The organism is Phycicoccus sp. Root563 (assembly GCF_001427915.1).
In the GTDB taxonomy this organism is placed as follows: domain Bacteria; phylum Actinomycetota; class Actinomycetes; order Actinomycetales; family Dermatophilaceae; genus Pedococcus.
Genome location: NZ_LMGM01000001.1, coordinates 1493956 through 1507855, shown reverse-complemented (window position 1 = coordinate 1507855; position 13900 = coordinate 1493956). Strand labels below are relative to the sequence as shown.

Genomic DNA, 13900 nt, shown 5'->3' with positions numbered 1-13900 from the left:
GCGCCGTACCCGGCAGTGGGGTCAGCCCTCCTGGCCGGCGGGGGCGGCGTCGCCCGTGCCGCCGCGGGTGCGACGCCGGTTGCGGTTGCGACGCGGCTTGGTGGCTGCGTCGCCATCCTTGGGCGCCGAGTCGGGGCGGCGCTCGCTGCGACCGGCGTCGCGCGAACCCTCGCGTCCACGACCACCGTCGCGGCTTCCCTCTCGGGCGCCGTCACGACCACTGCGGCCACCGCCGGCGGGGCGCCGACCGCTGGCCTTGCCGGTCTCGCCGAGGTCCTCGAGCACCTCGGCGTCGAGCCCCGCGAGCTTCTGGGCGGCCTTCGGCAGGCGGCCCTTGGCGGTGCGCGGGATGTCGAGCTGCTCGTAGAGGTGGTCCGAGGAGGAGTAGGTCTCCTCCGGGTCCGGGATGCCCAGGTCCAGCGTCTTGTTGATCAGGCCCCAGCGGGGGATGTCGTCCCAGTCGACGAACGTGACGGCGATACCCGTGTTGCCGGCGCGGGCGGTGCGGCCGATGCGGTGCAGGTAGGTCTTCTCGTCCTCGGGGCACTGGTAGTTGATGACGTGGGTGACGTTGTCGACGTCGATGCCGCGGGCCGCGACGTCGGTGGCGACGAGGATGTCGACCTTGCCGTTGCGGAACGCGCGCAGCGCCTGCTCGCGGGCGCCCTGGCCGAGGTCACCGTGGATCGCGGCGGCGGCGAACCCGCGGTCGACGAGCTCGTCGGCGACCTTGGCGGCGGTGCGCTTCGTGCGGCTGAAGATGATGGTCAGGCCACGGCCCTCGGCCTGCAGCATGCGCGCCAGCATCTCGACCTTGTCCATCGCGTGGGCGCGGTAGACGAACTGCTCGACGGCCTTGACCGTGTGGGCGTTCTCCTGGTCGTCGCCCATGGCCCGGATGTGGGTCGGCTGCTTCATGTAGCGACGGGCCAGCGCCACGACCGCGCCCGGCATGGTCGCCGAGAACAGCATGGTCTGGCGGTTCGGCGGCGTCATGGCGAGGAGCTTCTCCACGTCGGGCAGGAACCCGAGGTCGAGCATCTCGTCGGCCTCGTCGAGGACGACGGACTTCACGTGGGACAGGTCGAGGTGGCCCTGCTTGGCCAGGTCGATGAGGCGACCGGGCGTGCCGACGACGACCTCGACGCCGTTGCGCAGCGCCTCGACCTGCGGCTCGTACGCGCGGCCACCGTAGACGGTGAGGACGCGGATGCCGCGTCCCTTGCCGGCGCGCTCGAGGTCGGCGGCGACCTGGACCGCGAGCTCGCGGGTGGGTGCCACGGCCAGGGCCTGCGGCTTGCCGGCGTGCTTGAAGCCGTCCCAGGCGTCGTCGACGCGGGCGATCGTGCGGTTGAGCATCGGGACGCCGAAGCCGAGCGTCTTGCCGGTGCCGGTCTTCGCCTGGCCGATGATGTCGTGGCCGGCGAGGGCGACCGGGAGGGTCATCGCCTGGATGGGGAAGGGGGTGACGATGCCGGCGGCGCTCAGGGAGGCGACGATGTCGGGGTGGACGTCGAAGTCGGCGAACGTCGGCTCTGCGGGCGCAGCAGCGTCCGTGGTGGTCTCGGTCATGAAGTTCTCTCGATCGGGGCGCTCCCCACGGGGGAGGAGGCCGTCGCGCAGCGGGCCGATCGGAGGTCTTCCATGCTCGTCGAGCGGTTGCGCGGACCACGTCCGCGGCTGATTCGTGCCGACCGGGCACCTTTGACGCGTCCAGTCTACCGCCGGGGCCCTCCCATCCCCTCATCGTCGGTCCCCGGCGGTGGGTCGTCGGGCGTCGGCGGGTGCGGTCGCGCCGTTAGGGTGACGGACATGACGCAGGACGACTGGCTGGCTGATCCGCAGTACCGCGAGGCGGTCGCGGACCTCCTCGGTGCCCTTGCCTACGGCGAGCTCACCGCGTTCACCCGACTGGCCGGTGACTCCGAGCTCTCGCCGACCCAGCCGCTCAAGGCCGCCGTCGCCGGGCTCGCCGTGGCCGAGTTCCGGCACTACGAGATGATCGTCGCCCGCCTCGACGACATGGGGGTGGCGCCCGAGACGGCCATGGCCCCGTTCATCGCCCCCGTGGACGCCTTCCACGAGCGGACCCGTCCGAGCACGTGGCTCGAGGGCCTGGTCAAGGCCTACGTCGGGGACGGCATCGCCACCGACTTCTACCGCGAGGTCGCCGCGTACGTGGACCCCTCGACCAAGGCGCTCGTGCACTCGGCGATGCAGGACGTCGGCCAGGCCGACTTCGTCGTCAAGGTGGTCCGGGAGGCCATCCGCACCGACCCCCGCATCTCCGGGCGGCTCGCGCTGTGGGGTCGTCGCCTCGTGGGCGAGGCCCTGTCGCAGGCCCAGCAGGTGGCGGTCGAGCGCGATGCGCTCGCCTCCCTGCTCGTGGGTGGTGCCGGCGGCCCCGACCGGCCGAGCGCCGACCTCGCCGAGCTCGGCCGGATGTTCGCCCGGCTCACCGACGAGCACACCCGCCGGATGGGACGCCTGGGCCTGGCTGCCTGAGTCCGCCCACCCAAGCAGCCGGCCGACGGCTCGGCCACGGCACACGAAAGGGCCCGGTCCAGCAGGACCGGGCCCCTCTGTCTCTTGCGTGGAGCGTCAGACGTGGTGAGCGCCCTTGCGGCCGGTCACACGCTCGTAGATGACGATGAAAACGGCAGCGACGACCACGCCCGCGAGGAACGGGATGATCTTGAATCCACCGTTGGAGTTGTTGTAGCCGAGCTGGTAGACGATCAGCGATCCCACGAGGGAGCCGAGGATCCCCAGAATGATGGTGACCAGGACTGAGATGTTCTGCTTACCGGGAAGCACCAGTCGCGCGAGTGCCCCAATGATGAGACCGGCGATAATGGCGCCAATGATCGTTCCAATCATCGTTCACTCCTTCTGCACCGGGTTCACCGGTGCTGTTGCTGAGCCGCGTGTGCGGCCCTCACGGGGACAACTCAACACCGGTATGGGCGGAATCGCACCCCGGGGAGCGGGACGGGAAGATTACGGACCGGGAACGATTCTCCCGAGTTTGCGCAGGTCAGCGGCCTGCGGTATGGCGCCGGCCGACGCCGCCGGGTGTGGTCGCCCGGTGTGGTCGCCGGGCGCCCGTGGCGGGCCCCGGCGACCGGTGGGTCAGCTGTTGCCGAAGCCGACGCCGCGCTTCTCGGACTCGCCGATCTGCACGTACCCGAGGGCGCCGGCGGGGACCACGGTGACGCGGCCCTTGTCGTCGGTGAGCGACAGGGAAGCGCCCTTGTCGATGGAGGCCGCCACGGCCTTGGCGACCTCGTCGGGGCTCTGGGCGGACTCGATGACGACCTCACGGGAGACGTTCTGCACGCCGATCCGGACCTCCACGGTCATGGCCTTTCTGTGGGACGGAGCACGCGGCACAGCTGCCGGTGCGGACTGTCGGTCTGACTTGTCGGTAAGGCTAACCAGCGTGCTCGGGGGAACCTTCCCCGCCCACCTTGGGGAAGGAGCCGAGACCGCGCCAGGCGAGCGTGCCGACGAGGCGGGCGGCCTCGTCCTTGGGCACGTCCGACCCCTGGGCGAGCCAGTGGCGGGCACTGACCTGGGCAAGCCCGGTGAGCGCCATACCGAGCAGCGAGGCGTCCTCGTCGGGGAGGCTGGTGTCCTCGGCGATCACCTCGGCCACCGCCTCCGCGCAGACCAGGCCGACGGCGTCGAGGCGGTTGCGGACCGCCGACTCGTTCGTGAGGTCGGACTCGAAGATCAACCGGAAGGCGGCGCCGTCCCGGGACACGAAGTCGAAGTAGGCGGCGATGGAGGCGTAGACGCGCTCCTTGTTGTCGTGCGTGGAGGCCAGCGCCTCGCGCACGAGCATCTCGAGCGCCTCGCTGTGCTTGTCGAGCAGCGCGAGGTAGAGCTCGAGCTTGCCGGGGAAGTGCTGGTACAGGACGGGTTTGGACACGCCCGCGCGCTCGGCGATGTCGTCCATCGCGGCAGCGTGGTAGCCGGACTCGACGAACGCCGCCTGCGCGGCCTCGAGGAGCTGGGCACGGCGAGCGGACCGCGGCATCCGCTGTCCGCGGGCGGCGTCGGTGCCGGTGTCGGCGCGAAGCGACATGCGTGCCTCTCAGGTCGGGAGGTCACCGCCGGGCGGCGGTGTCGGGGACATCGTACGGGTGGGTAACGTGAGTCACATGGCCATCCCACCGCTGGTTGCGCCCGGTCCCGAGCTCACGGTCGAGCAGAAGGGCCGGTACGCGCGGCACATCCTGCTCCCCGACATCGGCCTCGAGGGCCAGCAGCGACTGTCCAACGCCCGCGTGCTCGTCGTGGGTGCGGGCGGGCTCGGGTCGCCCGCGCTGATGTACCTCGCGGCGGCCGGTGTCGGCACGATCGGCGTCGTCGACGACGACGTGGTCGACGCCTCGAACCTCCAGCGCCAGGTCGTCCACGGGGTCGCCGACGTCGGGCGCCGCAAGACCGAGTCGGCCGCCGAGACCGTCGCGGCGATCAACCCCCTGGTGACCGTGGTCCGCCACGACCTGCGGCTCACCTCGGAGAACGCGCTGGAGGTCCTCGCCGACTACGACGTCGTCCTCGACGGCGCCGACAACTTCGCCACCCGGTACCTCGTCAACGACGCCTGCGTGCTGCTCGGGCTCCCGCACGTGTGGGGGTCGATCTACCGGTTCGACGGGCAGGTGTCGGTGTGGTTCGCGGGGTACGGCCCGTGCTACCGCTGCGTGTTCCCGGAGCCGCCCCCGCCCGACGCCGTGCCCTCCTGCGCGACCGGTGGCGTGCTCGGGGTGCTGTGCGCGGCGGTGGGTTCGGTGCAGGTCGCCGAGGCGGTCAAGCTCATCGTCGGTCGGGGCGAGACCCTCGTCGGCCGGCTGCTCGTGCACGATGCGATGCGCCAGACGTGGGACTCGCTCACGGTCCGCGCCAACCCCGACTGCCCCGTGTGCGGCGAGTCCCCGACGATCACCGCGCTGGTCGACTACGAGGAGTTCTGCGGCACGGCGGGCGCCGTCGTGGTCGAGGGCGAACCGTCCGAGCGGGCGGCGACGCCTGCCTTCGCGGAGGTGTCCGCGACCGAGCTGGCCGACCTGCTGGCCGCCCGCGAGCGGGGGGAGACGAGGTTCGAGCTCGTCGACGTCCGTGAACCCGGCGAGCGCGCGATCGTGTCGATCCCCGGCGCCCGCGCCGTGCACCTCGACGAGTTCCGTTCCGGGACGGTCGCGGACGAGCTGCCGCGCGACATACCGGTGGTCGTGCACTGCAAGTCGGGAGCCCGCTCGGCAGAGGCCGCGGGACTGCTCGCCGCGACCGGACGCGACGACGTCAGCAACCTGACCGGCGGGGTGCTCGCGTGGGTGCGCGACGTCGACCCGTCTCTTCCCGTCTACTGAGGAGGACCGAGTTGGTCACGGACGCAACAGGATTCGGGCAGCCGAGCGAGTTCGCCGACGACGTCCTCGAGGTGGTCGACCAGATCCCCGAGGGCATGGTCATGACGTATGGCGACATCGCCGAGGTGCTCGGACGCGGCGGTGCGCGCGGGGTCGGGTCGGTGATGGCGAGGTACGGCTCGGACGTCCCCTGGTGGCGCGTGCTGCGCTCCGGGGGGTACTTCCCCCAAGGGCTCGAGGACGAGGCGCTCGCCCACTACCGGTCGGAGGGAACCCCGCTCGTCCGCGGCCAGGTGGACGGCCGCCGGGTGGACCTGTCCGTCGCCCGCTGGAAGGACGCCCGCCGTCCCTCGGCGTGAGTGCATCGCGTTCGTCGGCCCGGCGCCGGTGGGGCGTGACCGCCGATGTCGGCCCGGGGTGATGGAATCGGCCCCGTGCTGATGCTCCGCCGTGCCCCGAGCCTGGTCGTCGACGCGCCCGCGCTCGACGAGGTCCAGCGAGCTGCGGTCGCCCACCGGGGCGGGGTGCTGCGCGTCCTGGGCGGCCCGGGCACCGGGAAGACGACGGTGGCGATCGAGACGGTCGTGGCCCGGGTCGAGGCGGGGGAGGCGACGCCGGACCAGTGCCTGGTGCTGACCTCCTCGCGCGTCGGTGCCGGCAGCCTGCGAGAGCGGGTCACCGCGCGGCTCGGTCGCACGTCCACCGAGCCGCTGGCCCGGACGCACCAGGCCTTCGGGTTCGGGATCCTGCGGCAGGCCGCGGCGCTGCGCGGCGACCCTGCTCCCCGGCTGCTCAGCGGACCGGAGCAGGACGTCATCCTGCGCGACCTGCTGGCCGGCCACGCCGCGGCCGAGACCGGGCTCGTGGCCGGGGCGACGCCGGCCCCGTCGTGGCCCACCGCGCTCGACGCGGCCCTGGGCACCCGTGGGTTCAGGGCGGAGCTGCGCGACCTGCTCATGCGGGCCGTCGAGCTCGACCTCGAGCCCGACGACCTGGCCCGCCTCGGTGTGGAGCACGACCGCCCCGAGTGGGTGGCCGCCGCCGACGTGCTCGCCGAGTACGACGAGGTGACCGCCTTCTCCGCGCCCGGCGCCTACGACCCCGCGTGGATCCTCGGCGCCGCGGCGGACCTGCTCGTCGAGGACCCCGACGCCCTCGACCGGTTGCGCAGGGGACTGCGCCTGGTCGTGGTGGACGACGCCCAGGAGCTCACCTCGGCGGCGACCCGCCTCCTGCGCACCGTCGCCGCGCCAGGCATCGACGTCGTCCTGCTCGGCGACCCCGACAGCGCCGTGCAGACGTTCCGCGGTGCCGACCCGCGCTACCTCGCCGACGGCTGGACCGCGCTCGGCGAGGGCCCGACCCTCGTCCTCCCCACGGCCCACCGCCTCCCGGAAGCCGTCCACGCCGCAGCCGCACGGGTGGCGCCCAAGATCGGTGCCCTCGGTGGTGGCAGCCAGCGCGGCGCCGTACCCGGCCGGCCGGGAGGCCGGGTCGAGGTCCGGCTGCTGCGGGCGGTGAGCCAGGAGGCGAGCTTCGTCGCCGCCGAGCTTCGCGAGGCCCACCTGCGGCACGGGGTCCCGTGGTCGCAGATGGCGGTGGTCGTCCGCGGCCAGGGGCGGACCTCGACCCTGCGCCGGGTCCTCATGTCGGCGGGCGTGCCGGTGGCCGGCAGCGCCACCGACCTCCCCGTGCGCGACGAGGTGGCGGTACGTCCGCTGCTGACCCTGCTCGAGGTGGTCCTCGGCATCGTGCGGGTGGACCTCGCCCAGGACGCCGTTCCCCGCATCGCCCCCCAGGTGGCGGTCGACGCCCTGCTGTCCCCGATCGGTGGCGCCGATGCCGTGGGACTGCGCCGGCTACGTCGTGCCCTGCGCCGCGTCGAGCTGGCCGCGGGCGGCAGCCGCACCAGCGACGAGCTGCTCGCGGAGGCCCTGACCGTGCCGGGTTCGCTCGTCGAGCTCGGGCCGGAGGGAGGCCCTGCCAGACGAGTCGCCCGGACCATCGCCGCCGGGGTCAAGGCCGCGCGCGGCCGGGCCGAGGGAGGCACCTGGCGCTGGGAGCCCGGCGTGAGCGCCGAGTCGGTGCTGTGGGAGATGTGGTCGGCCACCGGGTTGGCACCCGAGTGGCAGAGCGCCGCGCTGTCCGGCGGACCGGCCGCGGCCCGGGCCGACCGCGACCTCGACGCGGTCGTGGGGCTCTTCGACGCTGCGGCCAAGTTCGTCGACCGCCTGCCGCAGGCCGGCCCCGAGGCCTTCCTCGCCCACATCGGCAGCCAGGACATCCCGGGCGACACGCTCGTGGCCCGCTCACCCGTCGGGGAGGCGGTCACCATCACCACCCCCCAGGCCGCCGCCGGTCGGGAGTGGTCCCAGGTCTTCGTCACCGGGGTGCAGGAAGGGGTCTGGCCAGACCTGCGGCTGCGGGGTTCGCTGCTGGGGTCCGAGCGACTCGTCGACGTCGTCGCGGGGCGCACCTCGACGTTCCGGGCGGCCCAGGCGGCGGTGCGCTACGACGAGACCCGCCTGCTGCTGGTGGCCCTGACCCGGGCCACCGACCGGGTCGTCATGACCGCAGTCCGCAGCGACGACGAGCAGCCGTCGGTCTACCTCGACGTCGTCGACCCCGACACCATCACCGAGCTCGGCGACCGGCCGTTCGCCGACGTCGCCCGCACGATGACCTTGCCCACCCTGGTGGGCGAGCTGCGCCGCCAGCTGCTGTCCGAGGACGGCAGCACGCGCCGCACCGCGGTTGCGGCCCTCGCCCGGCTCACGCACGAGCGGGTGCCGGGCGCCGATCCCGGCCAGTGGTGGGTGATGCGGTCGGTGTCCGACGAGCGACCCCTGCGCACGGCTGACCAGCTCGTGCGGGTCTCGCCGAGCAAGGTGGAGTCGTTCGGGAAGTGCGGCCTGCGATGGCTGCTCGGCTCCGTCGGCGGCGACGGGCCGTCGGTCGGGGCCGCAGACATCGGCACGCTCGTGCACGACATCGCCGCCGAGCTGGGCGACGTCACCGCCGACGAGCTCGTCGCGGAGGTCGACGCCCGCTGGGCCAGGCTCGGCATGCCGTCGGGCTGGGTCTCGGACCGCAAGCGGGTCGAGGCGCACGAGATGGTCCGCAGGCTGGCGCGCTACTTCGACGAGGCGCGGTCCCACGGCTGGGTGCGCCTCGGCGCGGAGCTGGACATGAAGGTCACGCTCGGTCGGGCGGTGCTCAGCGGCAAGGTCGACCGCCTCGAGGAGGTCACCGTGCCCGGAGGGGGACCGACCGGGTTGCGCGTCGTCGACTACAAGACCGGCAGCAGCAAGCCCCGCAACGACGAGATCGACCGGCACCCCCAGCTCGGCGCCTACCAGCTCGGGGTCGAACAGGGCGCCTTCCCCGAGCACGGCTCGACCTCCGTCGGTGCCGCCCTGCTCCAGGTGGGCAAGGCGGCTCTGGTGAAGACCACCCTGCAGGAGCAGAAGCCGCTCGCCTCGGACGAGGACCCGACCTGGGCCGCAGACCTCGTCGCGCGGACCGCTGAGGGGATGGCCGGTGCGACCTTCCTCGCGAGCGTGGGGGACTGGTGCAAGCAGTGCCAGGTGCGGTCCTCCTGCCCGGCCCAGCCCGAGGGGAGGGTCCTGTGACGCCGCGGTGGTCGGCGCGAGCGGTCGCCGAGGCCCTCGGCCAGCCGGAGCCGACACCCCAGCAGGTCGCCGTCATCGAGGCCCCGATGTCGCCGCTGCTGGTCGTGGCCGGAGCGGGTTCGGGCAAGACCGAGACGATGACCGGCCGGGTCGTGTGGCTCGTGGCCAACGGGTTCGTCGAGCCCGACCAGGTGCTGGGCCTGACCTTCACGCGCAAGGCTGCCACCGAGCTGTCCGAACGCATCGGCTCCCGGCTGCGGCTGCTGCAGCAGCGCGAGATCTGGACCCCGCGCCCCGACGACGGCGAGAGCGACGCCGAGGTGCTCGGCGGGACGCCCACGGTCTCGACCTACCACTCCTACGCGGGACGGCTGGTGCGCGAGCACGCTCTGCGCCTCGGGTTCGAGTCCGAGTCCCGGCTCCTGTCGGAGGCCGCGGCCTGGCAGTACGCCTCCGAGGTCGTGGCGGCCTACGACGGGCCCATGGACGACGTCCCCAACGCGGAGTCGACCGTCACCGCCGCCGTCGTCGACCTCGCCGGGGAGATGGCCGAGCACCTCGTCACCCCCGCCCAGGTGCGCGAGCACATCGAGACCGTCCTGGCCGCCCTCGCGGCGCTGCCGCCCGGCGCCAGCAGGGCCAAGGACCTCCCGGGTGAGGCGAAGAAGATGCGTGAGGCCCTCAGGGCACGAGCGGGGGTGCTGCCCATGGTCGAGCGCTACCTCGCCCTCAAGCGACAGCGCGACGCGATGGACTTCGCCGACCAGATGGCGCTCGCCGCCCAGCTCGCCCTGACCTTCCCGGACATCGGTGCCATCGAACGACAGCGTTTCGGTGCCGTGCTGCTGGACGAGTTCCAGGACACCTCCGCCGCGCAGCTCGACCTGCTCCGCGCCCTGTTCGTGGCCGCCGGGGAACCCGTGCCCGTCACGGCCGTCGGTGACCCGCACCAGTCCATCTACGGCTGGCGAGGCGCCAGTGCCACGACGCTCAGCGCCTTCCGTGACCAGTTCCGCGACGGCTCGGACCCTGCGCCGGTCCGCCCGCTCGCCACCAGCTGGCGCAACGACGCGACGATCCTCGACGTGGCCAACGCCGTGGCCACCCCCCTGCGCGAGCGGTCCGCGGTGCCTGTCGAGCAGCTCGGTGCCCGCCCGGGAGCGGGCCCCGGCACGGTCGAGGTCGCACGCGTCCTCACGGCTGCGGACGAGGCTGCGATGGTGGCGCAGTGGCTGGGTGACCGTCGCGCGTCCGGTGCGAAGTCGTCAGCGGTGCTGTGCCGCAAGCGGTCCCAGTTCGCCGCCGTCATCGACGCGCTCGAGGCGCGCACCATCCCCTACGAGGTGGTCGGCCTGGGCGGCCTCCTGCTCACCGCCGAGGTGCAGGACATCACCTCGCTGCTGCACGTGGTCCACGACCCCACCCGCGGCGACCAGCTCATGCGCCTGCTGACCGGGCCGTTGTGCCGCCTGGGTGCGGCCGACCTCGACGGCCTGATGGCGTGGGCTCGCCACCAGCAGGACGTCCGGCAGCAGCAGGACGTCCGCCACCGGGAGGCGAGCGGCGCCCCCGCACCAGTCCACGACCAGTCGCCCGACAGCGCCGACACCGTGAGCATCGTCGAAGCCGTCGACGACCTGCCGCCGCTCGGCTGGCGCAGCCGGGACGACAAGGCGGTCAGCGAGGTCGCCGTGCACCGGCTGGTCGGCCTGCAGCACGCCATCCGCCGGCTGCGTTCGCTGAGCAGCCTGCCGCTGGCCGACCTCGTGGGCGAGGCCGAGCGCGCCCTCGGCCTCGACATCGAGGTGCTGGCCCGTGAGGGGTACACGCCGGCCGCGGCCCGGGCCCACCTCGACGCCTTCGCCGACGTCGCCGCCACCTTCACCACGAGCGCTGACCGCCCCAACCTCGGAGGGTTCCTCGCCTGGCTCACCGCCGCCCTCAAGGAGGAGCGCGGGCTCGACAAGGGCTACATCGAGGCGTCGACCGATGCCGTGCAGGTCCTGACGGTCCACGCGGCCAAGGGGCTGGAGTGGGAGGCCGTGGCCGTCCCGGGGCTCGTGGAGGGGTCGTTCCCGGCCCTGGCATCGGCCGCCAGCCGGGTCGGCGACGACGGCACGTGGACCCTGTCCACCCCCAAGGGGCGCGGGTGGATCGCCGGGCTCCAGGACGGCGGCATCCCGTACGCCCTCCGCGGTGACGTGTCCGGGCTCCCGCACCTGGACTGGCCGGGCGCGCAGGACTGGAAGGACATCGACGCCCGCGTCGAGGACTTCCTGCTGGCCAGCGGTGAGCACGGGGTGGCCGAGGAGCGCCGCCTCGCCTACGTCGCCTTCACCCGTGCCAAGACCCACATGCTGCTCACGGCGCCGGTGTGGACCGACGGCAAGACGCCGAAGGTCACCTCGCGCTTCCTCACCGAGGTCATGGACGACCCCGACCTGCGGGTCCGCCGCCTGGCCTGGGTCGACCTGCCCGACCCCCTCGACCCCGAGGCCACCCAGAACCCCGCCACCGCGGTCGCCGTGTCGGTGCCGTGGCCGGCCGACCCCCTCGAGGCGCGCCGCGAGGCGCTCGCGGAGGGGGCCCGGCTCGTGGAGGCGGCGATCGACGAGTATGCCGCCGGGTCACCCGCCGATGACGTGTTCGAGCAGGGCCTGCTGCCGATCCCCGGCGCTGAGCTCACCGTCCTCGAGGAGCTCGACCTGCTGCTCGAGGAGCGGCGCCGCCTGGGCGCGCGCAGCGACGTCACGGTCCTGCTGCCACGCCACCTGTCGGCCTCGGCCGTCGTCGCGCTCGCCCAGGACCCGGACCGGTTCGCGTCGACGCTGCGCCGACCCATGCCCGAGCCACCCGCGCTGGCCGCCCGTCGGGGCACCGCCTTCCACGCCTGGGTAGAGCAGCACTACGCCCAGGCCGCCATGGTCGACATCGTCGACCTTCCCGGCAGCGCCGACGACGACCCCGGTGACGACGCCGAGCTCCCCGTGATGAAGGAGCACTTCCTCGCCAGCGAGTGGGCCGGGCGCGTGCCCAGCGAGATCGAGATCGCGGTCGAGACGGTGATCGACGGGATCGCCGTCCGTGGCCGCATCGACGCCGTCTTCCCGCGCGAGGGCGGCGGCTTCAGCGTCGTGGACTGGAAGACCGGGGCGAAGCCGAGCGGCGAGGCGGCCCGGGTGCGGTCGCTGCAGCTGGCCGCCTACCGGGTCGCCTTCGCCCGGCTCCGCGGGCTGGAGCTCGACGAGGTCGACGCCGCGTTCTACTACGCGGGGACCGGCGAGACGGTGTGGCCGGACCTGCCCGACGACCGGGACCTCGCGACGCTGCTGTCGGCAGTTCCCGAGTAGGTCAGCGGCTGGTGTAGCCGGGCTCGTGCTCCGGTCCCGGGTCGTCCTCGTCGAACTCGAGCAGGTCCGGCTGGGCCGGTCCGCCCGTGCGCACCGGGATCTCGGTCGTCGCCGCGCCGCGGTGGTCGGCGGGTTCGGCGTCGGTCGGCTCGTAGTCGGTCGGTTCGGGGTCGGTCGGCTCGGAGACGGTCGGTTCGGGGTCGGCGTCCGTCGGGTCCTCGTCCACCGGCACGGCGAACGCGTCCGTGTCCTCATCGTCGTCCGCCCGCTGAACGTCGTCTCCCGCCTGCTGGTCGGTCAGGGACTCCTCGTCAGCCGAGGACGCCTCGTCCGTCGGCGGCTCCTGGTCGACCGCTGCGTCGTCGTCCGTCGCGGGACCGTCGTCCGTCGCGGGACCGTCGTCCGTCCCTGGACCGTCCGTGTCGCTGTCCGTGTCGGCCGTGCGGGCGAACATCACGGCGACGTCCTCGTCGTCCTCGTCCACGTCCTCGACCACCGGGGGAACGACGACGGGGCTCACGGGCCGGGCGGCGGCCTCGGCCTGGCGGCGGTAGTCGTTCGTGGCCTCGTCCTCGGCGTGCAGCTGCTCGTCGAGGCGGCGCAGCCCGGCGGCGTGGCGTTCCACGAGCAGTCGGTCACCGCCGCCGACGGCGACCATGAGGTCGCCGAGCGCACGCATCTGGGACGCGAGCCGGGCTCGGGTGAGCAGGTGGGGGTCGGGTCGTTCGGAGCGCGCGTGGGCGTAGGCCTCCATGAGCGTCTCGAGAGCGCTCTCGGGCACCTGGGTCACCAGGGCCGAGAAGTCGTCGGCGGGGTCGGCGACCTTGGCGTCCTCCCAGCCCGTGATGGCCTTGACCCGGCCGGTCGAGGCGTCCTGGTCGTCGTCGAACACCACGAGGACCTGGTCCCCGGTGAGGTCACCGTGGGTCGGCGTGGGCGCGAACCGCCACAGCACGACGTCCTCAAGGAGCTTCTCCCACCGGGTGAGCAGTCCGGTCGGCACGTGACCGGTGGCGGCTGCACGGTCCAGCTCGGTCAGGCGGCGGGTTCGGTAGGTGTCCGCGTCGTACGCCGGGAGGCCGGCCTCGTCGAACAGCCCGTGGTCGGTGTTGTGCAACGCCGCGATGGACCGGCCGAGCTCGGCCGCCAGCCCGGGACCGGCGGGCAGGGCCCCGAAGTCGAGGTTCCGGCCCGGCAGGTAGGGGTAGATCGCTGCGCGACCGCCCTCCTTGAGGGCGGCGAAGCCCTTGGGCGTCGGCACGCTGAACGGCAGGCGTCGGGCCAGCAGCGCCAGCAACGCGAAGGTGGACTCCATCTGCGCCGCCGCAGTCTGGCTGCGGGGCACGCGGATCACCCACCGACGGTGCTGGGTGTCCTGGACGAACGCGACGTCGTACTGGTGGTCGGGTGCCCCGGGCAGGGCTTCGACGCTGGCGGGGTCGAGGCCCGGAACGGCCGCACTGGCCAGCGCGGCAAGGAAGAGGGGGCTGCGGTCCACGCGCCCACCGTATGCCGATCTGCCACGCCTAGGGTGGAG

Annotated in this window: 10 protein-coding genes; 5 read left to right on the top strand and 5 right to left on the bottom strand. The window is 73.3% G+C overall.

Annotated elements, in window-relative coordinates; all coding sequences use genetic code 11:
• Window positions 1–21: 21 nt before the first annotated feature.
• Window positions 22–1572, bottom strand: a complete 1551-nt coding sequence (locus ASD62_RS07060; RefSeq protein WP_056915353.1) for a DEAD/DEAH box helicase — start codon at window positions 1570–1572, stop codon at window positions 22–24.
• A 240-nt stretch (window positions 1573–1812) separates the two neighbouring features.
• Between ASD62_RS07060 and ASD62_RS07055 the strand changes: the two genes are divergently transcribed.
• Window positions 1813–2505 carry a ferritin-like fold-containing protein gene (locus ASD62_RS07055; RefSeq protein WP_056915352.1) on the top strand — a complete coding sequence of 231 codons (693 nt, stop codon included), beginning with the start codon at window positions 1813–1815 and terminating at the stop codon, window positions 2503–2505.
• A gap of 96 nt (window positions 2506–2601) precedes the next feature.
• On the opposite strand, the gene ASD62_RS07050 is transcribed toward ASD62_RS07055, so the two are convergent.
• The 3 genes from ASD62_RS07050 to ASD62_RS07040 all read right to left on the bottom strand — a co-directional run bounded on the left by ASD62_RS07050 (window position 2602) and on the right by ASD62_RS07040 (window position 4090).
• Window positions 2602–2880 carry a GlsB/YeaQ/YmgE family stress response membrane protein gene (locus ASD62_RS07050; RefSeq protein ID WP_056915351.1) on the bottom strand — a complete coding sequence of 93 codons (279 nt, stop codon included), beginning with the start codon at window positions 2878–2880 and terminating at the stop codon, window positions 2602–2604.
• Between the two features lie 252 nt (window positions 2881–3132).
• Complete coding sequence (locus ASD62_RS07045; RefSeq protein ID WP_056917224.1) at window positions 3133–3357, bottom strand: DUF3107 domain-containing protein; 225 nt, start codon at window positions 3355–3357, stop codon at window positions 3133–3135.
• Between the two features lie 76 nt (window positions 3358–3433).
• Complete coding sequence (locus tag ASD62_RS07040; RefSeq protein ID WP_056915350.1) at window positions 3434–4090, bottom strand: TetR/AcrR family transcriptional regulator; 657 nt, start codon at window positions 4088–4090, stop codon at window positions 3434–3436.
• Window positions 4091–4166: 76 nt separating this feature from the next.
• Between ASD62_RS07040 and moeB the strand changes: the two genes are divergently transcribed.
• The 4 genes from moeB to ASD62_RS07020 all read left to right on the top strand — a co-directional run bounded on the left by moeB (window position 4167) and on the right by ASD62_RS07020 (window position 12363).
• Complete coding sequence (gene moeB / locus ASD62_RS07035) at window positions 4167–5381, top strand: molybdopterin-synthase adenylyltransferase MoeB (RefSeq protein WP_056915349.1); 1215 nt, start codon at window positions 4167–4169, stop codon at window positions 5379–5381.
• Window positions 5382–5392: 11 nt separating this feature from the next.
• A complete protein-coding gene (locus ASD62_RS07030; protein WP_056915348.1) occupies window positions 5393–5740 on the top strand; it encodes an MGMT family protein in 348 nt (115 codons plus the stop codon).
• Between the two features lie 81 nt (window positions 5741–5821).
• A complete protein-coding gene (locus ASD62_RS07025; RefSeq protein ID WP_235530761.1) occupies window positions 5822–9013 on the top strand; it encodes an ATP-dependent DNA helicase in 3192 nt (1063 codons plus the stop codon).
• Window positions 9010–12363, top strand: coding sequence for an ATP-dependent DNA helicase (locus ASD62_RS07020; RefSeq protein WP_056915346.1), 3354 nt, complete (start codon window positions 9010–9012; stop codon window positions 12361–12363). The genes ASD62_RS07025 and ASD62_RS07020 overlap by 4 nt, the downstream gene beginning before the upstream one ends.
• A gap of 1 nt (window position 12364) precedes the next feature.
• Here the strand turns inward: ASD62_RS07020 and ASD62_RS20450 are convergent, their stop codons facing one another.
• Window positions 12365–13861, bottom strand: a complete 1497-nt coding sequence (locus tag ASD62_RS20450) for a phosphotransferase (RefSeq protein WP_056915345.1) — start codon at window positions 13859–13861, stop codon at window positions 12365–12367.
• Window positions 13862–13900: the final 39 nt, after the last annotated feature.